The organism is Buchnera sp. (in: enterobacteria), assembly GCF_056343165.1.
This window is the reverse complement of the sequence record NZ_JBWHTS010000002.1, coordinates 60083-82980: the sequence shown is the minus strand read 5'-3', so window position 1 is coordinate 82980 and position 22898 is coordinate 60083. Positions and strand designations below refer to the sequence as shown.

Annotated in this window: 17 protein-coding genes; 12 read left to right on the top strand and 5 right to left on the bottom strand. The window is 24.5% G+C overall.

The annotated features are described in order from the left end of the window. The first annotated feature begins 151 nt into the window (after positions 1–151). From rlmN to glyA, 4 genes are read left to right on the top strand one after another with little or no spacing between them, the layout of a single operon-like run. On the top strand, positions 152–1243 hold the full coding sequence (gene rlmN / locus ACTP5B_RS02025; protein WP_464829550.1) for a dual-specificity RNA methyltransferase RlmN: 1092 nt from the start codon (positions 152–154) through the stop codon (positions 1241–1243). A gap of 36 nt (positions 1244–1279) precedes the next feature. Then, positions 1280–2395 carry a flavodoxin-dependent (E)-4-hydroxy-3-methylbut-2-enyl-diphosphate synthase gene (ispG, locus tag ACTP5B_RS02020; protein ID WP_464829625.1) on the top strand — a complete coding sequence of 372 codons (1116 nt, stop codon included), beginning with the start codon at positions 1280–1282 and terminating at the stop codon, positions 2393–2395. A gap of 43 nt (positions 2396–2438) precedes the next feature. After that, positions 2439–3713 (top strand): histidine--tRNA ligase, encoded by a 1275-nt coding sequence (gene hisS, locus ACTP5B_RS02015; protein ID WP_464829548.1) that lies wholly within the window; start codon positions 2439–2441, stop codon positions 3711–3713. A gap of 55 nt (positions 3714–3768) precedes the next feature. Next, positions 3769–5022, top strand: coding sequence for a serine hydroxymethyltransferase (gene glyA / locus ACTP5B_RS02010; RefSeq protein WP_464829546.1), 1254 nt, complete (start codon positions 3769–3771; stop codon positions 5020–5022). A gap of 87 nt (positions 5023–5109) precedes the next feature. Here the strand turns inward: glyA and bioD are convergent, their stop codons facing one another. Further along, positions 5110–5784 carry a dethiobiotin synthase gene (bioD, locus tag ACTP5B_RS02005; RefSeq protein WP_464829544.1) on the bottom strand — a complete coding sequence of 225 codons (675 nt, stop codon included), beginning with the start codon at positions 5782–5784 and terminating at the stop codon, positions 5110–5112. A gap of 320 nt (positions 5785–6104) precedes the next feature. Beyond that, positions 6105–7136 carry a biotin synthase BioB gene (bioB, locus tag ACTP5B_RS02000; protein WP_464829542.1) on the bottom strand — a complete coding sequence of 344 codons (1032 nt, stop codon included), beginning with the start codon at positions 7134–7136 and terminating at the stop codon, positions 6105–6107. Positions 7137–7213: 77 nt separating this feature from the next. Here bioB and bioA point away from each other — a divergent pair, with 77 nt between their 5' ends. After that, positions 7214–8500, top strand: coding sequence for an adenosylmethionine--8-amino-7-oxononanoate transaminase (gene bioA / locus ACTP5B_RS01995; protein WP_464829540.1), 1287 nt, complete (start codon positions 7214–7216; stop codon positions 8498–8500). Between the two features lie 8 nt (positions 8501–8508). On the opposite strand, the gene pgl is transcribed toward bioA, so the two are convergent. Then, the gene (pgl, locus tag ACTP5B_RS01990) at positions 8509–9510 is read right to left on the bottom strand and encodes a 6-phosphogluconolactonase (RefSeq protein ID WP_464829538.1); all 1002 of its coding nucleotides are present in this window, start codon (positions 9508–9510) and stop codon (positions 8509–8511) included. Between the two features lie 93 nt (positions 9511–9603). Beyond that, entirely contained in the window at positions 9604–12018 is a 2415-nt protein-coding gene (gene mfd, locus ACTP5B_RS01985) for a transcription-repair coupling factor (RefSeq protein ID WP_464829536.1), read from the bottom strand. 489 nt (positions 12019–12507) lie between these two features. Here mfd and ACTP5B_RS01980 point away from each other — a divergent pair, with 489 nt between their 5' ends. The 4 genes from ACTP5B_RS01980 to gap all read left to right on the top strand — a co-directional run bounded on the left by ACTP5B_RS01980 (position 12508) and on the right by gap (position 16709). Continuing rightward, positions 12508–13695 (top strand): FtsX-like permease family protein, encoded by a 1188-nt coding sequence (locus tag ACTP5B_RS01980; protein WP_464829534.1) that lies wholly within the window; start codon positions 12508–12510, stop codon positions 13693–13695. Further along, the gene (lolD, locus tag ACTP5B_RS01975; protein WP_464829533.1) at positions 13688–14374 is read left to right on the top strand and encodes a lipoprotein-releasing ABC transporter ATP-binding protein LolD; all 687 of its coding nucleotides are present in this window, start codon (positions 13688–13690) and stop codon (positions 14372–14374) included. The genes ACTP5B_RS01980 and lolD overlap by 8 nt, the downstream gene beginning before the upstream one ends. Positions 14375–14390: 16 nt before the next feature. Next, the gene (locus tag ACTP5B_RS01970; RefSeq protein WP_464829531.1) at positions 14391–15623 is read left to right on the top strand and encodes an FtsX-like permease family protein; all 1233 of its coding nucleotides are present in this window, start codon (positions 14391–14393) and stop codon (positions 15621–15623) included. An 81-nt stretch (positions 15624–15704) separates the two neighbouring features. Next, positions 15705–16709 (top strand): type I glyceraldehyde-3-phosphate dehydrogenase, encoded by a 1005-nt coding sequence (gene gap / locus ACTP5B_RS01965; protein ID WP_464829529.1) that lies wholly within the window; start codon positions 15705–15707, stop codon positions 16707–16709. A gap of 278 nt (positions 16710–16987) precedes the next feature. Here gap and fldA read toward each other — a convergent pair whose 3' ends face one another. Beyond that, a complete protein-coding gene (gene fldA, locus ACTP5B_RS01960; protein ID WP_464829527.1) occupies positions 16988–17509 on the bottom strand; it encodes a flavodoxin FldA in 522 nt (173 codons plus the stop codon). Between the two features lie 380 nt (positions 17510–17889). On the opposite strand from fldA, the gene phrB reads away from it, so the two are divergent. The 3 genes from phrB (at position 17890) to ACTP5B_RS01945 (ending at position 22897) form a co-directional block, all read left to right on the top strand. Then, on the top strand, positions 17890–19329 hold the full coding sequence (gene phrB, locus ACTP5B_RS01955; RefSeq protein ID WP_464829526.1) for a deoxyribodipyrimidine photo-lyase: 1440 nt from the start codon (positions 17890–17892) through the stop codon (positions 19327–19329). A 5-nt stretch (positions 19330–19334) separates the two neighbouring features. Continuing rightward, complete coding sequence (locus tag ACTP5B_RS01950; protein WP_464829525.1) at positions 19335–20078, top strand: Nif3-like dinuclear metal center hexameric protein; 744 nt, start codon at positions 19335–19337, stop codon at positions 20076–20078. A 77-nt stretch (positions 20079–20155) separates the two neighbouring features. Beyond that, on the top strand, positions 20156–22897 hold the full coding sequence (locus ACTP5B_RS01945; protein WP_464829523.1) for a 2-oxoglutarate dehydrogenase E1 component: 2742 nt from the start codon (positions 20156–20158) through the stop codon (positions 22895–22897). Position 22898 lies beyond the last annotated feature (1 nt).

Sequence of the window (22898 nt, the reverse complement as noted above, 5' to 3'; positions counted from 1 at the left end):
ATTAATAAATTTATATTTATCATATTAATATATTATATTGGTAATGATATAAAATGGTAATGATATAAAATCATAATGAGTTATTACAATTTTTATAAGGATAAATTTCAAATGAAAAAATATTTTATACTAATTCAATTTAGGCTTTTAAATGAAAAAGAATATTAATATATTGAATATTTCAAGAACTAAAGTTAATTTATTAGATTTAAGTCCTCAAGATTTAAAAATTTTTCTTATTTCTTTAGGCGCAAAAAGTTTTATTACACAACAAATTATGAAGTGGATTTATACCCATTATTGTAATGATTTTCATAAAATGCTAAATATTAGCATAAAAATGCGAAAAAAATTATATGAAAAATCTTATATATTTGCATCAAAATTTACAGAAGAAAAGATTTCTTATGACGGAACAATAAAGTGGATCACCTCTATTCATGATCAAAAAATAGAAACTATTTATATACCAGAAACAAAACGTGCTACTCTTTGTATTTCATCACAAGTAGGGTGTTCTTTAAAATGTCAATTTTGTGCTACAGGACAGATAGGTTTTAAAAGAAATTTAAAAGTTTCTGAAATTATTGCTCAAATTTGGCAAGCCAATAAAATATTAAAAGAAAAAAATATCACTAATCGTGTTACTAACATAGTTTTTATGGGTATGGGTGAGCCTTTATTAAATTTAAAAAATGTTGTATCGGCACTAAAAATAATTTTAGATAACCATGGTTTTGGTTTATCAAAACGTCGTATTACTTTATCTACCTCAGGAATAGTTCCAGCATTAAATAAATTGAAAGATATGATTGATGTTTCTTTAGCGGTTTCTTTACATGCTCCGAATGATTCTATTAGAAATCTTATTATGCCAATTAATAAAAAATATAATATTTCTTCTATTTTAAATTCTGTATTAAAATATTTAAAATATTCAAATGCTAATCATGGTGGAGTAACAATAGAATACGTTATGCTCGACGGAATTAATGATTCCAATAAAAATGCTCAACAACTAGCTGTTTTATTGAGTCATATACCCAGTAAAATTAATCTAATTCCCTGGAATTCTTTTTTAGATTCATCGTTTGTATGCAGTAATACTCATCGAATTAAAATTTTTGCAGATATTCTTAGAAAAAAAGGATTTACTGTAACAGTTAGAAAAAATAGAGGACAAGATATCAATGCTGCATGTGGTCAATTGACTGGTAGCATCATAAATCGTATTAAGAAATAATTTAATTGAATAATTCTATCACTACATACAAAAAATATTATGAATAAATGCAAAATCATTTATAGAAGAAAATCGGATCGTATTTATATAGGTAAAATACCTATCGGAGACAATGCGCCTATTTCAGTGCAGTCAATGACTAATACTCGTACTACAAATACTTGGGAAACAATTCATCAAGTTTTAGAGTTGAAAAAAGCAGGTGCCGACATTGTTCGTATTTCTATACCAACTTTAAAAGCCGCAGAATCATTTAGAGAAATTAAAAAACAAGTAAATATTCCATTAATTGCAGACATACATTTTGATTATAGATTAGCTTTAAAAGCCATTGAGTATGGAGCAGATTGTTTAAGAATTAATCCTGGTAATATTGGCAACCGAAAGAGAATATCAGAAATAACTACTTATGCGAAGGATAAAAATATCCCAATTAGAATTGGTGTAAATGCAGGATCTTTAGAAAAAGACATATTAAAAAAATATAAAATTCCTACACCAGAAGCTTTAGTTGAGTCAGCCATACGACATATTGAATATTTTGATTCTTTAAACTTTAATCAATTTAAAGTTAGTGTCAAATCATCTGATGTATTTTTAGCGATTGAATCATATCGAATTTTAGGAAAAAAAATTACACAACCTTTACATATTGGAATAACAGAAGCAGGTGGATTAAGAAGTGGAACTGTAAAATCTTCTATAGGTATTTCTTTATTATTACTAGAAGGTATAGGGGATACAATACGAATTTCATTAGCTGCCGATCCTATTGAAGAAATAAAAGTAGGTTATGATATTTTAAAGGTCTTGGGTTTAAGATCAAGAGGTATTAATTTTATTGCTTGTCCTACTTGTTCCCGGCAAGAATTCGATGTAATTAACACAGTAAATCAATTAGAAAAAAAATTAGAAGATGTTTCAACTCCGATAGACGTTTCAATTATCGGTTGTGTTGTTAATGGAATAGGTGAGGCTAAAACAGCAACATTAGGACTAACAGGAAATCATAAAAAAAGTTCTTTTTATGAAGATGGAATCCGTCAAGAAAAAAAAATAAAAAATGAAGAAATAATTGAAAAAATGGAAATTAAAATTCGGGAAAAAATAAAAAAGATAGATAAATTAAATAATTTAAAAAAGAATACTTAATTGTATATTAAAATTAATTTGTATTTAACATCAAGAGAAAATAGTGAACAAAGAAATTAAATCGATTAGAGGAATGCATGATTATCTTCCAGAAGAATTAAAAATATGGAATTATATAGAAACTATATTAAAAGAAGTTCTTACTAGTTACTGTTATTTAGAAATTAGATTGCCTATATTAGAAAAAACTGAAATTTTTAAAAGAGTAATTGGAAATATTACTGATGTAGTAGAAAAAGAAATGTATTCTTTTAACGATCGAAAAGGAAATAGTTTAAGCCTTCGTCCCGAAGGGACTGTAGGTTGTGTACGAGCTATAATACAAAATCATTTATTACATAAAAAAAATAATAAATTTTGGTATTTAGGTCCTATGTTTCGATATGAAAGACCGCAAAAAGGGAGATATCGTCAGTTCTATCAATTAGGAGCAGAAGTATTTGGATTAGATAGAGAGGATATAGATTTAGAAATTATTATTCTGACAAATCGTTTATGGAAAAGAATTGGTATTGATTCATATGTAAGATTAGAAATAAACTCGATTGGTTCTAAAACAGATCGTTTTCAATACAAAAAAGAATTGTTTTCTTTTCTTAAAAAGCATGAACATTTATTAGATAAAGATTCTAAAAAAAGGTTATATACTAATCCTTTACGTATTTTGGATTCTAAAAATGAGAATATTCAAAAAATATTAAAAGAAGCTCCTTTATTAAGTGAATATATTGATACGTCTTCACGTAGTCATTTAAAAAATTTGTGTAATATGATGAATATTCATGGAATAAAGTATCAGCACAATTCCAATTTAGTACGAGGTTTAGATTATTATAATAGCACTGTTTTTGAATGGAAAACTAACAAATTAGGTTCACAAAATACTATCTGTGCAGGAGGTAGATATGATTCTTTATTTGAAGAGATGGGAGGTCAAAAAACATTTGCCACAGGATTCGCAATAGGAATAGAACGATTAGTTTTATTAACAAAAGAACTGAATATTTTCACCGAAATCACAGAAGAAATTAATATCTATATTATTTTTATAGGAGATAACAATAAATACTATGCTATCAATTTATCTGAAGAAATAAGAGATTTATATCCAAAATTAAAAATATTTATCAATTTTTTTAATCAAAACTTTAAAAAAAAAATAAAAAATGCTATAAATTCTTCAGCAAAAATTATGATTTTAATAGGCGATAATGAGATTCGAAAAAATTTTTTTTTCGTCAAAGATTTAAAAAAAGAAAAAGAATATTCTCTTTCAAAAAATCAACTAATGATAAAAATTCAAAAAACTTTTAAATAAATTTATTTTTTTAAATTATTTTATATTTTTAAAAAAATTAATATCTAGGTAAAAAATGTTAAATAATGAAAAAGATTTTTCAAAATATGATCCAGAAATATGGTTTGCAATAGAACAAGAAAAAAAAAGACAAGAAAATCATATTGAGTTAATTGCATCAGAAAATTATGCTAGTCGTTATGTCATGGATGCGCAAGGTTCACAATTAACTAATAAATATGCAGAAGGTTATCCTGGAAAACGCTATTATGGTGGATGTCAATATGTAGATGTTATAGAAGATTTAGCAATTAATCGAGCAAAAAAATTATTCGATGCTGATTATGCAAATGTTCAACCGCATTCTGGTTCTCAAGCTAATTTTTCTGTTTATACAGCACTATTAAAAACCGGCGATACAATATTAGGTATGAAATTATCACATGGGGGTCATTTAACACATGGATCTTCTGTAAATTTCTCAGGCAAAATGTATAATTTTATTCAATATGGAGTAGATAAAAACGGTGAAATTGATTATGAAGAGTTACTCAACTTAACTATAAAATATAAACCTAAAATGATTATCGGTGGTTTTTCGGCATATTCTGGAATTTGCAATTGGGAAATAATGCGCACTATTGCAGATAAGGTAAATGCTTATTTAGTTGTTGATATAGCTCATGTTGCCGGTTTAATAGCAGCAAAAATTTATCCTAATCCAATTAATTATGCACATGTTGTTACAAGTACAACTCACAAAACATTAGCAGGGCCTAGAGGTGGACTGATTCTTGCGAAAAATGGCAGTGATATTTTATACAAAAAATTAAATTTATCGGTTTTTCCTGGCGCGCAAGGAGGACCTCTAATGCATGTTATTGCTGGAAAAGCTATTGCTTTTAAAGAGGCTTCAGAATCAAAATTTAAAACATATCAAAAACAAATAGTAAAAAATTCTCAGATTATGGTAAAAAATTTTTTAGAAAAAGGTTATAAGATAATATCTGGAAAAACTTATAACCATTTATTTTTAATTGATTTAACTGATAAAAAAATAACAGGAAAAGAAGCCGATATTGCTTTAAGTAAGGCAAATATAACAGTTAATAAAAATACTATACCTAATGATTCAAAAAGCGCTTTTATTGCTTCAGGGATACGTATTGGAACACCTGCAATTACTAGACGAGGATTCAAAGAAAATGAGGCCTTGAAAATATCAAATTGGATGTCTAGTATATTGGATGATGTTAATGATAATAATAATATTATTGACATTAAGAAGAAAGTATTAGAAATTTGTTCAAAATATCCTGTTTATATTTAATTTAAATATATCAAATATATCCATCTTTGTTATTGATTATATTAATAATTCCAAAATAGTACTTATAAAAAGTATATTAATATTTTTTTATTTAGGTAGTTTTATTTTTACTTTTTTAAAATTTATTTTGTTTTTATCATTTAAATATGGAATTACACCTAAAAATGGACATTTAATATAATTTAACAAAGTTTGGATATAATATATGTTATATTTGTCTTTTGGAGAAATATTATTAGCAATCCAGCCTCCACATTTTATTTTTTCTGAAATAATAGCTCTTTCTGTTAAAATTGCGTGATTAATACATCCTAGTTTTATAGCAATAATGATAATCACAGTTAATTTTTCTTGCTTAACCCAATTAGAAAAAGTATCTTTATAAGATAATGGTGTGTACCATCCACCAGCACCTTCTACTATAATCCAATTACTTTTTTTTTCAATATTTCTTAAACCTAAAGATAACTCACTTTTTTTAATGTTTTTTTTTCTAAATATACTTAATATATGTGGGGGAGCATTTTCAGAAAATGAAATGGGATTTACTTCTTTATCGCTTAAAATGATAGAACTACTTTTTTTAAGAATAACTCCATCATTGTTTAAAAAATTAGATGATTCATTTTCATCTCCAGAGGATATAGGTTTATATCCTGCAGTTTTATATCCAACTGCAGCTGCTTTTTTTAATAAAATACTACTTGCAATTGTTTTTCCTACATTTGTATCAGTTCCAGTGACAAAAAACTTTTTAATCATAATAAGATCTTTTTTAGTGGATAATCATATCAAATATTTTTCATATAATAATTAATATTATTGAAAAAATTTTTACATTTAGTCTTTTATTTTTAAAAATATTATTCAAAAAAAATATATAAATATACCTCCAAATTGAGTAACTCGATAAAAATTATTATGAATGTTTAAACAAATAAAAAATATATATTGAGCTACTCTTAATATTAAAAATGAAATTGTTTTGATTAGAAAAACTATTCAATATTTTAATTAAAAAATAAAATATTTATATAAAACATTTGTAAATTTTAAAATTCTTAAGAAACAATTTTTTTATATTATAATATAGCTGCATTATAGTATTGATCTTTATTAATTTTTACTGGTTCAGTAATAGAATTATATGTTTTTTCCGTTAAAATAGATTGTTTTTTATATTCAGGATATAAATTTAATTTTTGAAATAATTCCAAATCATGTTTTTCATCTGGATTGTCTGCAGTAAGTAATTTGCATCCATAAAAAATAGAATTAGCTCCAGCCATAAAACACATTGCCTGTGTTTGATCATTCATCTTTTGACGTCCAGCAGATAGTCTGATATAGGATTGTGGCATCATGATACGAGCTGCAGCAATAACTCGAATAAAATCAAATGATTCTATATCTTCATTGTCTTCCATTGGAGTTCCTGGAATTTTAACTAACATATTAATAGGCACACTTTCTGGTTGAATAGATAAATTAGATAAATTCATTAATAATTCCATACGATCTTGTATTTTTTCTCCTAAACCCAAGATGCCTCCAGAACAAATTTTCATTCCAGCATTGCGAACTATATTTAATGTGTTGAGTCGTTCTTGATATGTTCGAGTAGTAATAATATTTCTATAAAAATTTTCAGATGTATCTAAATTATGATTATAAAAATCTAGACCTGCATTTGATAATTTTTTTGCTTGTGATTTGCTTAAACTACCTAAAGTCATACAAGTTTCCATACCCATTTTTTTTATTTCTTGAATAATTTTTTCTAAATAAGGTATATCTTTTTCTTTTGGGTTTTTCCAGGCAGCACCCATACAAAATCGAGTAGAACCTGAAGATTTAGCTTTTTTGGCAGCACTAAGAATTTTTTTTATTTCTAACAAGGGTTCTTTTTTTAAACCTGTTTTATATCTAGCACTTTGCGGACAATATTTACAATCTTCTGGACATGATCCTGTTTTTATTGAAAGCAATGTGCTTATTTGTATTGCATGAGGATTGAAGTGTTTTCTATGTTCTTTTTGAGCATGAAACATAAGATCAAAAAATGGTTTTTTAAAAAGCATTTGTGTTGTTTCTAGCGTCCATTTTTTTTTCATATTATCTCCAAAAAATTATGATTTTATTTTAGTAAACGTTTATAATTAATTATCTAATATTTTATATATAAATAATTATGAGTCAATCTGATACATTTTTTGATTACAATCACATTTGGCATCCTTATTCTTCTATGGTTAATCCTATTCCTTGCTATACTGTTACATCCGCTAAAGGATTCTATTTAAAGTTAAAAAATGGAAAAAATATAATAGATGGCATGTCTTCATGGTGGTCTGCAATACATGGATACAATCATCCTATTTTAAACAAAGCATTAAAAAAACAAATAAAAAAAATGTCTCATGTAATGTTTGGTGGCATTACACATCCTTCAGCTATTGCTCTTTGTCGAAAATTAATTCTATTAACACCAGAAAAATTAGATTGTGTTTTTCTTTCTGATTCAGGTTCAGTTGCTATTGAAGTGGCAATAAAAATGTTAATACAATATTGGCATTCATTAGGTCAAAAAAGAAAATTGTTTTTAACTATTCGCAATGGTTATCATGGTGATACTTTTGCTGCAATGTCAGTTTCAGATCCAGACAATTCTTTTCATAAAATATATAAAAATTTATTGCCAAAAAATTTTTTTGCAGATGCACCTGTTTCTTCTTTTTATAAAGATTGGAACACTAGTGATATTGTCTCTTTCAAAAAAATAATAGAAGAAAATTCTTTTAAAATAGCAGGAGTAATATTAGAACCTATAGTGCAAGGTGTAGGAGGAATGAATTTTTATCATCCTACATATTTAAAAAAAATAAGAAATTTATGTGATCATTATTCTATCCCAATTATTTTTGATGAAATTGCAACTGGATTTGGTCGAACTGGAAAAATGTTTGCTTTTGAACATGCTAATGTTATACCAGATATATTGTGTTTAGGAAAATCAATGACTGGTGGCACAATAACTTTAGCCGCTACTTTAACGTCACGTCATATTGCTGATATTATTAGCAAAAGTGAATCAGGTTGTTTTATGCATGGACCAACATACATGGCTAACCCCTTAGCATGTGCAGTTGCTAATGCTAATATAAAAATATTGAAAACTAATCAATGGAAGATACAAGTATCAAATATTGAAAAACAGCTTTTTAAACATTTACAGCCATTGATTAATCATCCGAATGTAATTGATATACGTATATTAGGAGCTATTGGCGTGATTGAATGTTCTCGTTTAGTTAATATGTTTTCAATGCAAAAATTTTTTGTTAAAAACAGTGTTTGGATTCGACCGTTTAAAAAATTAATTTACATTGTTCCTCCTTATATCATCAGTTCTCGTGCATTAAAAAAATTAACAGATGTTATCATAGATGCTTTAAATAATGCTCAATTATTTATATAAATTTAATTTTAATATAATTCATGGATAAGTATCCACACAGGTTTTTGACCTGTACTGTATATTTTGATTTTTGTTAATTCGCCCGTATTATTAGATATGCTATATACAATTAAAGTATTAGATTTTTCTCCCGCAACAATTAAGTATGTATCATTAGAATTTATATGAAATGATCGTGGTTGTTCTTCTGTCGTGTAACTTTTAAAAAAAACAATTTTATTGTTTTGATCAACATGAAATAATGAAATAGTATTAAAAAATCGATCAGAAACATATAAAAAACGACCGCACGATGTTAGATGGATATCGGACGACCAATAACGATCTGAAAATTGATTGTTTAATACACTAATGTTTTGTATATTTTCTATTTGTATTATATTATTTTTTTGAACTATTTGCCATACATCTATAGTCCCACTTAATTCATTTACAGTATAAACAAAATTTTGATTAGGATGAAAAACAATATGACGTGGTCCTGATTTTTTTTTAGTATGTAGGATTTTTTGTTCAGTACTTTTTAATATTCCAAAATTTGTTAGATAGTATAAATAAATAGAGTCTTCTTTCAGAGCCATCACAAATAATATATTATATTTATCATTTATTTTAGCGGCATGACAACCGTCGATATTGTGTATAATTTGTATTGGATCTTGAGGTATTCCATATTGATTTAATGGACTAACACTAACAAAGTTAGAATGATAAGAACTACAAAATAAAAATTCCTGATTTTTATTAAAAGAAAGATAATTAGCTTTTCCTGGGATATAACTTTCATCTTTCTTTTTAAGAAAACCATTTTCTTCTATAGAATACGTAAAAATTTTATTTTGCGGAAATATTCCAGCATATAGTAAATTTTTATTTTTTAAGATCTTGATAGGTTGAATTTTCTCATGAGTTTCAATTTTTTGTATTAAATTCATATCACCATTCTTACCTAAATTCCATACTTCTATGTTTTTGCTTTCTTCATTTGCAATATAAACAACTTGTTTCATATACATTCCTGTAATTTTTTTAATAAAATTATTAACAGTCTGATAAAACATTAATAAAAATTAAGATAATCTGCATAAAATAAAAATTTTAAACTATTTTTTATATAAATTTCTTAATAATCTTACAATCCATTTAAGACGAAAATAGTCTTTTTTAAAATTTAAAGTAAATTTTATTCTCGTTGGGCTTTCCATTTTCCAGATATTTGGTTCTTCCTGAAATATTTTTAATAAATACTTAATATTTATAGAATTATTATTATTAAATTCTATTAAACCTGTATTTTTGTTAGATTTAATACGTTTGATACCAATTTTATATGATATCAATCGAATTTTAGAAACTAAAATCAAATTTTTAGAAAAATCAGGTAATTTTCCAAATTGATCAATTAGTTCATATTTTATTGTTTCTATTTGTTGCTCGTTTTTAGCATCTGAAATCTTTTTGTAAAAAAATAGCCTTGTATTAATATCTATTATATATTTTTCAGGTAATAAAGAAGAAACATGCAATTCAATTTCTGATGATTTTTTTGAAAATTTATTAATAGAAAAAACTTTTCCGTTTTTTAATAAATTAATAGCATCTTGCAATAATTTCATGTATAAAGCAAAACCCATATTTTTTATATGTCCACTTTGCTCTTTACCTAATATCTCTCCTACTCCTCTAATTTCAAGATCTTGACTAGATAAAGAAAAACCTCCTCCAAAATTATCAACTGATGAAATTGCTTCTAATCTTTTTTTTGCATCTGGAGTAATCTTGTTAAGATTGTTAACAAGAAATAAAGCGTATCCTTGATGATTTGATCTGCCAATACGACCCCGAAGTTGATGAAGCTGAGATAATCCAAAATGATCAGAATTTTCAATAATAATTGTATTGGCCCTGGGTATATCAACACCACTTTCAATAATTGTAGTACAAATTAAGACATTAAATTTATTGTTATAAAATTCATTCATAACTTTTTTTAAATCAATGTTCTTCATTTGTCCATGACCTACTTTAATATTAGCTTCGGGAATTAATATTGATAATCTTTTAGCTATATTCATGATATTTTGTACTTTATTATATATGTAATAAATTTGACCACCTCTTGATATTTCACGTAATATTGTTTTTCTTATTAATAAAGGATTATACTCTTGAATAAAAGTTTTAATTGCTAATCTTTGAGCTGGAGGTTTTGATATGATAGATAAATCTTTTATACCAATCATAGCCATATTTAAAGTGCGAGGTATAGGTGTAGCAGTTAAAGTAAGAATGTCAATATTAGAGTATATTTTTTTTATAATTTCTTTATGGTTGACACCAAATCTATGTTCTTCATCAATAATTAATAATCCAAGATTATTCAATTCTATTTTTTTGAATAATAATTTATGTGTACCTATTATAATATTAATCTTTCCATTTTTAGTATTTTTAAAAATTAAATCTTGTTCTTTTTGTGTTTGAAATCTAGTTAATATGTTAATAGTAAAAGACCAATTAGAAAAACGTGTTTTAAAATTTTTGTAATGTTGTTGTGCTAATAAGGTAGTTGGCACTAAAATAGCTACCTGTTTATTATTAGATACAGCTACAAAAGAGGCACGCATCGCAATTTCTGTTTTTCCAAAACCTACGTCGCCACAAATCAAACGATCCATCGGAATAGGTTGAGACATGTCTTTTAATACAAATTTCATTACTTCATTTTGATCTGATGTTGTCTGAAAGGGGCAATTGTCGCAAAAGAAATTGTATTTTTCTGCATTATTTTTAAATGCAAAACCTTTTTTAGATGCTCTTTTGGCATAAATATGTAATAATTGTGCAGCATGATCATAAATAACTTTACTAATTTTATTTTTTTCTCTATTCCAATCATCTCCACCTAATTTATGAAGTGGAGCATGTTCTTTTGATGTTTCAGTATAAGGTGAAACAAGATGCAAATATGAAATTGGTACATATAATTTATCTCCTTCTGCATATGAAATAATTAAATATTCAGATTGTATACTGGAAGTTTCTATAGTAGTTAATCCTTTATATCTTCCAATACCATGTTCAATATGTACAATTGGTTGATTTAAAATTAGTTGAGATAAACTGCTTTTGTTTAAAAAATCATTATTTTTAATATTGGAAATATGTTCACAATTAATTAATACTGGTAATAAATCTTTTGTGCAAATGAATAATATATTATTTTTTTTATCTAGAAATCCATTGTGGAGTTTTTTGATCATATAAAAATAATCAACTTTTTCATTAATATCAATTATTTTTTTTATATATTGTGGGTAAATTTTATTCTTTTTTAAAAATTTTAAAATTTTTTTTAAAGATTCTTCTTTTGTTAAAGAAAATATTATTTTTCCTGGAAATGAATATAAATAAGATAATAATTTATTAAGTTTTTTTTCATTGTTAGTATTGTTAAACAAATTTGATAATTTGTGAGTTTTCAAATCAATAATGTTTTTATTTTCTGTAATTTTCATAGAAGAATGTTTCTTTAAAAAAAGAAATGATAATTTAATTTAAAATAAATTTTTTTAATCATAAAAATATGATTTCTAATCATATTAAATTTTTATAAAAATTTAAAAAAATTATTTTATATATAAAAATTTTTATGATTAATTGAATATTAATATATTTTAATTATTAAAAATTTTATTTTTTAGAATTATATATAATTTCATATAATTAAATTTTTTAAAGCGAATAAAAACAATTATTTAATAAAAAATTATAAATTTTATGTGAAATAATACAATTTATAAAATAGAAAATATGACATCTTCATAAAAAAGATATCATGATATATTTTTCAAATATCTAGTTATATAATACTAGTGTTTATTGTAGAATAAAAGTAACAAAAATATTTTTAATATAAAAAAATTTATTTGTATAAATTTCATTAAAATCATCAACATAAATAAAAATATTTAAGAAAATTTTTATAAATTTTAGATAATATCAGAATGTATAAACCTATATCTCTTTTTATCGCTGTGCGATATTTATGGAATACTCACTTACCAAAATTTAAAAAAATTATTACGATTCTATCTATCACAGCCATAAGTATTAGTACTGCTTCATTGATTATCATAATATCGATCATAAATGGATCTGAAGAAAATTTCAAAAAAAACATTTTATCTTTTATTCCACATTTAATAATAACTAATAAAAATCAATATATTAAAAAATCTGAATTCCCAAAAAATGTTTTAAAATTAAATAATATTGAAAAAATTTCTGATTTTATTAGTAAAGAAATTATTGTACAAAGTCAAAGTGACCTTGGTATGGCAGAAATAATGGAGATTGATAATTCAAATCATTATAATATAAAAAAAAATATTTCAGATACATTTAATCTGAAATTTAATAATATAATTATAGGAGAACAATTAGCTAAAAAACTTAATGTTTATGTTGGTGATGAAATTAAATTAATTCTTTTATCTAATGAAAAGAATTTTTTTTCAGGTAAAATATTTAATCAACGTATGTTTAAAATAATAGGAACTTTTTCGACTCATAGCGAAATTGATTATTATCGTATTTTAATGAATAAAAAAGATATTTTAAATTTTTTAAATTATAATAAAAATTATGTTACTGGTTGGCGAATATGGTTAAAAAATCCATTTTTTTTAAATATTGATCAAATAAAACAAATAGATGATCAGTTAGTTTTATTAGATTGGAAAACACAAAAGGGTGAAATTTTTAAAACAATAATAATTGAAAAATATATTATAATATTTTTATTTTTTTTGATTTTATTAGTCGCAGTTTTAAATACTTTTATAATTCTTACCGTATACACAATAGAAAAACAAAACTCTGTCGCAATTTTAAAAACACAGGGATTACTCAATTGGAAAATTATGCTGGTATTTATTATTTTTGGTTCAGGTACTGCAATTTTTGGAAATTTATTGGGAACAATAGTTAGTATTGCACTAATCATGCAAAATAATTTTTTAAAATTTTTAATTAGTTTTTTTTCTGACGAAATGAATGTGTCAATAATTTTTATACCATATCAAGTATTTTTCATTAATATTATATCTATACTATTATCAATTTTCTCAACATTATATCCATCGTGGAAATCTGTCCGATCAAAACCAGCTAGAATTTTATCTCATGAATAACATAATCATACAATGTATTAATTTGACTAAATCCTATCAAGATGGATATGAAACTATTGATGTTTTAAAAAAAATATCTTTTGTATTAAAGAAAGGAAATATAGCGGGTATTACTGGAAAATCAGGTTCAGGAAAAACTACTTTCTTACATTTACTTTCTGGATTAGACACTCCTACTTCCGGCAATATATTATTTAAAGGCCAATCATTTAGCTCTATGTCATCTAATCAAATGTCAAAATTTAGAAATATTGAATTAGGTTTTATTTATCAGTTTCATCATTTGATGTTAGATTTTAATATATTAGAAAATGTTGCCATGCCACTTTTAATAAGCAATAAAAGTAAAAAAGAATGTGAAGAAAAATCATATCAAATGTTAAAAAAATTGAACTTAGAAAATAAAATAAAAAAATATCCATTTCAACTTTCTGGTGGAGAAAGACAACGTGTTGCTATTGCTAGAGCTTTTATTAATAAACCTTCTTTAATTATAGCCGATGAACCTACTGGAAATTTAGATACATATAATACAAATATTATTTTAAATTTGATATTTCAATTAAATTCTGATTTTAATACTTCTTTTTTGATTGTTACACACGATCCTATTTTAATAAAAAAAATGCCTATTTTGTTTCAAATAAAAAATGGTCAATTGTTTAATAACAATGGTTAATTAAAAGAACTAATCAATGAATTTTTTACCTTTTTTAATTGCTAAAAGATTATATATTAAAGAAAACAAAAATCATACAATATTATTAATTTCTATTTTATCTAAGATAGGAATTTCTATTAGTATATTTGTGTTAATTATAAGTTTTAGTGCATTGAATGGATTTGAAATATTGTTAAATAAAACAATTTTATCAACTTTACCCCATGGAATTATTCAATTAACTAATCAATCGTCATTAACATGGCGGGATTTAATAAAAAAACTAAAATTTTTTCCAGAAATAACTTATTTAGAACCCTATATTGTCACTAATGGGTTATTAGTTGTAAAAAATAAAGCTAAACCTATCGAAATTAAAAGTTTTAGAGATATAAAAAATTTAAATAAAACTTTTTTAAATAAAAAAAATAATTTTTTTAAAAAAAAATACTACAACCATGAGATTATTCTTTCATCTTATTTGACAAAATATTTATCAATAAAAAAAGGTGATTGGATCAATGTATTTTTTTTAAACAAAAAAAATAATTATCTTGATTCACAAGTAGATAATTTTTCTTTAAAGATTATAGATGTATTTGAATCAAATGGAATGTTAGACTCTAATATAGGATATGTTCCTTTTGATTTTTTAAAGAAATTTTTTTATAAAGATTGTGATATTAACACAATTGAAATACATGTATCTAATCCTTTTAACACGGATAAAATTGTTTTAAGTGCTATAAAAAAAATAAATACACCGCTTGTAGCGTATACTTGGATTGATAGTTATAAAGATATATATCATGATATTAAAAGAATTAAATTAATAGTATATTTAGGACTTTCACTACTAGTAATTATTTCATGTTTCAGTATTGCATCTATTTCTTTGATGACTGTATCTAAAAAAACGAAAGAAATTTCTATTTTGCGAAGTATGGGTGCTAATAATTTTCTTATCCAACTAATTTTTTTATATTATGGATTACGATCTATAATAGTGAGTAATGTCATTGGTTTTATTTTAGGTATAGTAACAATATTAAATTCTAATAGAATTATATTCTTTTTAAAACAATATTTTAAGAATAATATATTATTCGATAATATTTATTACAATAATTTTTTTCTATTAAAAATAAAAATTTTAGATGTAATAATTATATTTATTAGCAGTATAGTAATAGGTATTATAACAAATTGGTATCCAGCATATTATGCTTCAAGAATTAATCCTAGTAAAATATTAAAAGAATATTGATCAAAATATTTTTTTAAAAAAATAATCGAGAAAATAAAATGATTTTTAATGATCAAGATAACTTTTTATAGAGGTGAACATATGACTATTAAAGTAGGCATTAATGGATTTGGTCGTATTGGACGTGTATTGTTTCGACTAGCTCAACAACGTTCAGATATGGAAATTATAGCTATTAATGATTTATTAACTCCTGAATATATAGCTTACATGTTAAAATATGATTCTACACATGGTATTTTTAAAAAAAATATTCAAATTAATAAAAATAATATTATTATTGACGGAAAAAAAATTCGTATTACTTCATTAAGAGATCCTGAACAATTAATGTGGGGTGATTTATCAATTGATGTAGTAATTGAATCCACGGGTCTTTTTTTAAAAAAAGAACAGGCTTACAAACATATTGTAGCTGGTTCAAAAAAAGTAGTTGTTACGGGTCCTTCAAAAGATAACATTCCAATGTTCGTAAAGGGTGCTAACTTTAATAAATATAAAGGAGAAGATATTGTTTCAAATGCATCATGTACTACAAATTGCTTGGCACCTCTGTCAAAAGTAATAGATGATAAATTTGGTATTATTGAAGGTTTAATGACTACTGTACATGCTAGTACAGCTACTCAGAAAATTGTTGACGGAGCTTCTCAAAAAGACTGGAGAGGTGGCAGAGGGGCATTGCAAAATATTATTCCATCTTCCACCGGTGCAGCTATTGCTGTAGGGAAAGTTTTACCAAAATTAAATGGAAAACTAACTGGTATAGCGTTTCGAGTTCCAATATCAAACGTATCTGTAGTAGATTTAACAGTTCGCTATAAAAAATCTGCTACATATTCTGAAATATGTCAAGAAATTAAACGGGCTTCTCAAGAAGAAATGAAAGGAATTTTAGGATATACTGAAGATGAAGTGGTATCTTCAGATTTTAATGGACAAGAATTAACTTCTATTTTTGATGCTAAGGCAGGTTTATCTTTAAATGAAAATTTTGTTAAACTAATTTCTTGGTACGATAATGAAACAGGTTATTCTAGCAAAGTACTTGATTTAGTATCTTTAGTATCTAGAATACCAGGATAAAAATGATCTATATTTTAAAAAATAATCTATATTTTAAAAAATAATATTCATGCCTTCATTAAAGAAATGATAAATATATTTTATTTTTTTATATAGTAGTATCAAGTTTATACTTGATACTGCTATTTATATTTTAAAAAATTGATTATTATGATTTTTAAAAAGCAATAATACATGTTAAATAAATAATATTAGATAAAAAAGCAATTTAATCTTAATACTTTTTTTACATATACCTTGAAGTAAGGTGTTATCATTTATTTTAAAAATTGAATTTTTTATGTTGAATTCAAATTAAAATAAGGCATGATTTTTTTTACCCATTGTTTTATTCTGTTTTCGGTTTTTTCTGCTTGCCGATCTTCATCTAAAATTAATCCAACAAAATATTCCTGATTTAATAAAGCCTTAGATTGTTCGAAATTATATTCTTTTGTAGGCCATTTACCAATTATTTTAGCTTTGTTTTTTTTTAAAATATCATTAATTACACCTACTGCATCACAAAAGTATTCACTATAATCTTCTTGATCACCACATCCAAATAATGCCACAGTTTTATCTGCGAAATTAATTTTTTTTAAAATTGGCAAAAAATCATCCCAATCACATTGAACTTCGCCATAGTACCAAGTTGGAATACCTAATATTAAAAAATTAAAATTTTCAATATCTTGTTGAGAAGCGTTGCTGATGTCGTGTAAAACAGAAATATTACTACCTATATATTTTTGAATTAATTGAGCTATCTTTTCTGTATTTCCGGTGTCACTTCCAAAGAAAATACCTATTTTTTTCATTTTAATCTCCTGCAATAAAATATATTTTTAATATAAAAATGTATTTACGCATTGATATCTATTTTATTTATATAAAAAATTTATTCTTTCATTAAAAATTGTTACTCGATTTTTTTTTATTTTATCTATATGATAATAATTTAATTAAAAATATTTCTATAAATATAAGAATTTTAAAAATACAAATTATTTTTAAATTCGTTTAAATATTTTATAAAATCATAAAAAATAAAAGATAAATTTTACATTAAATATTCAATTAATTCTTATTTTTATATTTATAAGAAAATGAATTTATGAGATAAACGGCGTAAAAATTTTATATGAAAAATATATTAATAAGAAATTTCTCCTAATTTAATAAATTAAATATAAATATTATGAAAAAAAATTTGATTTGGTTTCGTAATGATCTTCGTGTTTACGATAATACAGCTCTATATATGGCGTGTAAATCGGATGAAGATAAAGTAATAGGTTTATTTATTGCTACGCCGCAGCAATGGAATGATCACTATGTATCTAAAAAAAAAATATCTTTTATTTATTATCATTTACTTGCTTTACAAAAAAAACTACTAAAATTGAATATTAATCTATATTATCATGAATCTACTGATTTTTTAAATTCTATAGAATATCTTATTTTTTTTTGTGAAAAACATAAAATAAATAATTTATTTTATAATTATCAATACGAAATCAATGAACGTCATCGAGATTATTTAGCAAAAAAAAAATTATCTCAAAAAGGATGTTTTGTACAAGGTTTTCACGACAATCTTTTATTCTCCGACAAAAAAATTAGAAATAAAAATAATGAAACATATAAAGTTTTTACTTTTTTCAAAAAAAAAATCATACATAATTTATATGATAATATACCTCAATGTTTTTCTATACCTTCAAAACGAAGACCCGATAGAGATATCTTTTTAACTCCTATTTATTTTAAAAATATCATTCTTGATGTAAATAAAAAAATCTTTCCCATTGGAGAAAAAAAAGCTATAAATCGCTTAAAAAATTTCTGTACATATAAAATTCATGATTATTCTTTTAAACGAAATTTTCCCTTTTTAGATGGTACTAGTATGTTGTCTCCATATTTATCTGCTGGAATAATATCATCTCGACACTGTCTAATCACGCTTTTAAAAATAAAAAATAATTTTTTGTCAAACTCTTTTTTTTCTTCTTCTTGGTTTAATCAAATATTATGGCGTGAATTTTATTACCATTTATTAATTGGATTTCCAAAAATCAGCAAATCTGAAGCGTTAATTTCATGGGAAAAAGAAATAAACTGGACAAATAATATACATTATTTTAATGCTTGGAAAGAAGGAAATACAGGTTTTCCTATAATAGATGCCGGTATAAGACAATTAAATAAAATAGGTTGGATGCATAATAGATTAAGAATGATTACATCTAGTTTTTTAGTAAAAAATCTTCTTATTAATTGGAGAAAAGGAGAAAAATATTTTATGTCTCATTTAATTGATGGAGATTTAGCTCTAAATAGTGGGGGATGGCAATGGTCAGCATCAGTAGGATCTGATTCTGTTCCTTACATACGCATGTTTAATCCATTAAATCAATCAAAATCTTTTGATACATCAGGTGATTTTATAAGAAAATTTATACCGGAATTAAAAAATGTTCCTAATAATCATATTCATCAACCATATGAATGGTTAAAACAAAAAAATTGCAAAATAGATTATCCTGCTCCTATTATCAATTATTCTGATAGCAGAGAAAAATCTTTTTTGATATTTAATCAAGCGCGATTAAAATTTAAAAAAAAGGTTTAAAATTTATGAATAATTTTTTTTTAGAAGATATTGTCAATAAAAAATTATTGTCTGATCAATGTAATGATATAGTGCCTAATGGATTGCAAATTGAAGGAACATCTATAGTAAAAAATGTTGTTACTGGAGTTACTGCTTGTCAAGATTTGTTAGATAAAGCATTATTTTATAATGCTGACACTATAATTGTTCATCATGGTTACTTTTGGAAAAATGAATCAAGATATATACATAATATGCAAAGAAAACGATTAAAAACTATACTTTCTCATAATATCAATCTATACAGTTGGCATTTACCTTTAGACATTCATCCAGAATTAGGCAATAACGCACAAATAGCTAAAAAATTAAAAATTTGTATCCAGGGTAATATTTTACCTTATGTCTTTTGGGGAACAATACAAAACCAAATGACAGGTTTTGAATTTGCACATAAAATTGAAAAAAAATTTAAAAAATATCCTATACATTTACATGAAAATGCTCCTTTGTATATCAATCGTATTGCTTGGTGTAGTGGAAGAGGACAGGGTTTTATTAAAACAGCATGCAAATTTGGAGTTGATGCTTTTTTAACAGGTGAAATTTCAGAAGAAACTGCTCATATTGCTAAAGAACTAGGCATTCATTTTTTTGCCTTAGGTCATCATGCCACTGAGAGAGACGGTGTTAAATCTTTAGGGGGGTGGTTACATAATAAATATAATTTAAGGGTTGATTTTATTGATATTTATAATCCTGCATAATTTTTTAAAAAATATATTTATAAATTTTTGCAAACATATTTATTAAATTTAACATAAAACTTTTTTTAAAGAAAAACATGAATAAAAAAAAGATAGAATATTGGTTAAATTCCTCTTGGTTATCCAGGGAAAATCAAAACTACATAGAAAAAATATACAAAAATTTTCTAATAGATGCTCAATCTGTAGATGCTGTTTGGCATAAAGAATTTTTAGAAATTTCTAAACAGCAAGAAAATGTTTATAAAATCAACCATCTAAAAAAAGATATGTATTCACTTATTAATACAGTTAATCATATTATTAATTTATTTCGCACTCAAGGTTATAAACAAGCTTTAATTGATCCACTTCAATTAAGAAAACAAAAAAAAATTTTAGAGTTAGATCTTTCATTTTACAATTTTTCAGAAGAAGAAATAAAAAAAAGTATAAAAATTAACTTTAAAAATTCAACTGAATTTAAAACTAATATTACGAGTTTATACAAAATACTATCTAAAAAATACTGTGGTTCTATTGGTTTTGAATATATGTATATAGATAACGTATTAGAAAAAAAATGGATTGCGGACTATATAGAATCATTTTTTAATGAAAATTTTTTAAATACAGAAGAAAAAATAAATTTCTTAAAAGAAATAACTTATGCTGAAATTTTAGAAAAATATATTGGTAAAAAATTTCCTGGTGCCAAGCGTTTTTCTTTAGAAGGAGCAGAAACATTAATTCCTATATTACATGAAGTCATAAGATTTTCAAAAAAAAATAACATATCTGAAATAATATTAGGCATGGCTCATAGAGGAAGATTAAATGTACTTGTTAATGTTTTAAACAAAAGTCCAAAAATTTTATTTAATGAATTTTCTGGATTTAAAATACTTGAAAAAATTAGTGGTGATGTTAAATATCATATGGGAGGAACTTCAGAAATAAAAAACGAAAAAAAAATAATATTTAATATGGCTTGCAATCCATCTCATTTAGAAATAATTAATCCTGTTATTTCTGGTATAGCTCGTTCTTGTATTGATAAAATGGAGAAAATAGAAAGTGGAGTTTTGCCTATTAACATTCATGGAGATGCTTCTGTAATTGGTCAAGGTGTAGTGCAAGAAACGTTAAATATGTCTCAAACAGAAGGTTATAAAGTGGGAGGAACTGTTCATATAGTTATTAATAATCAAATTGGATTTACTACTTCTAACCCTAATCATCTTCGTTCTAGTCAATACTGTACTGATATTGCCAAAATAATTCAAGCACCTATTTTTCATGTTAATGCAGATGATGTAGAAGCATCTATTTTTGCTGTTCAACTGGCTCTTCATTTTAGAAAAAAATTCAAAAAAGATGTCTTTATAGATTTAGTTTGTTATAGACGAAATGGACATAATGAAGTAGATGAGCCATCTGTTACACAACCTATCATGTATCATATGATAAGCAAGCATCCTACTACAAGAAAAATATATTCTGATTTATTAATATCTAAAAACACAATTACATCTAAAACAAATCAAGAAATCATAAAAAAATATTCTGATAAATTACATAAAGGTCAATATATATTTTCAAGATCTAAAAAAATATGTTTTAAAAATGAAATTACTATAGAAGAAAAAAAAATAAAAAAAATAAAAAAAAATATAAATTTTTATAATTTAAAAAAATTATCTTGTTTAATCAATAATATCCCTAATACAGTTAAAATGCATGATCGAGTAAAAAAAATTTACGAAGATAGATTAGAGATGACTCGAGGATTAAGATTATTTGATTGGGGTGCTGCTGAAACATTAGCTTATGCAACAATTCTTAATGAAGGAATTTCTTGTCGAATTTCTGGTGAAGATGTAAGAAGAGGAACGTTTTTTCATCGTCATGCTGTTATTCATAATCAAATTGATGGTTCTATTTATCTTCCATTAAACAACATTCGAAAAAAACAAGGGAAGTTTCAAATTTGGGATTCTGTATTATCAGAAGAAGCAGTTTTAGCTTTTGAATACGGATATTCTTTATTTTCATCTAATACACTTACTATTTGGGAAGCTCAATTTGGAGATTTTATTAATGGCGCTCAAATAGTTATTGATCAGTTTATAAGCTCAGGAGAACAAAAATGGAACAAAAAATCTAATTTAGTTCTTTTATTGCCTCATGGTTATGAAGGACAAGGGCCTGAACATTCATCTTCTAGAATAGAACGATTTCTTCAACTCTGTGCTGAAAAAAACATGCAAGTGTGTATACCAACCACATCATCACAAATATTTCATATTTTAAGGAAACAAATATTTAAGGGAATTGATAAACCATTAATTATTTTTACTCCAAAATCTCTTTTAAGAAATCCAATGTCAGGCTCGTCTTTAAATGCTCTTGTTAATGGTAAATTTCAAAAAATAATAGATGAAATAGATAATGTTAATAAAAAAGAAAAACGTCTTATTTTTTGTTCTGGAAAAATCTATTATGATTTACTAAAAAATCGTCGTGAAAAAAAAATTGATTCTATTATTTTAATTCGTATTGAACAATTGTATCCATTTCCTAAAACTGAAATAGAAAAGATAATAAAAAATTATTTTTATATAAAAGATTATGTTTGGTGTCAAGAAGAACCTTATAATCAAGGTGCATGGTTTTATATTAAAGACAATCTGAACAACATTTTACCATCTGATGCATTATTAAAATATGTCGGTCGTATATCTTCAGCTTCACCTGCAGTTGGTTATTTCTCGATTCATAAAAAACAACAAGAAACAATAATTAAAAATGCATTAAATATTAATTCAACAATAGGATAAA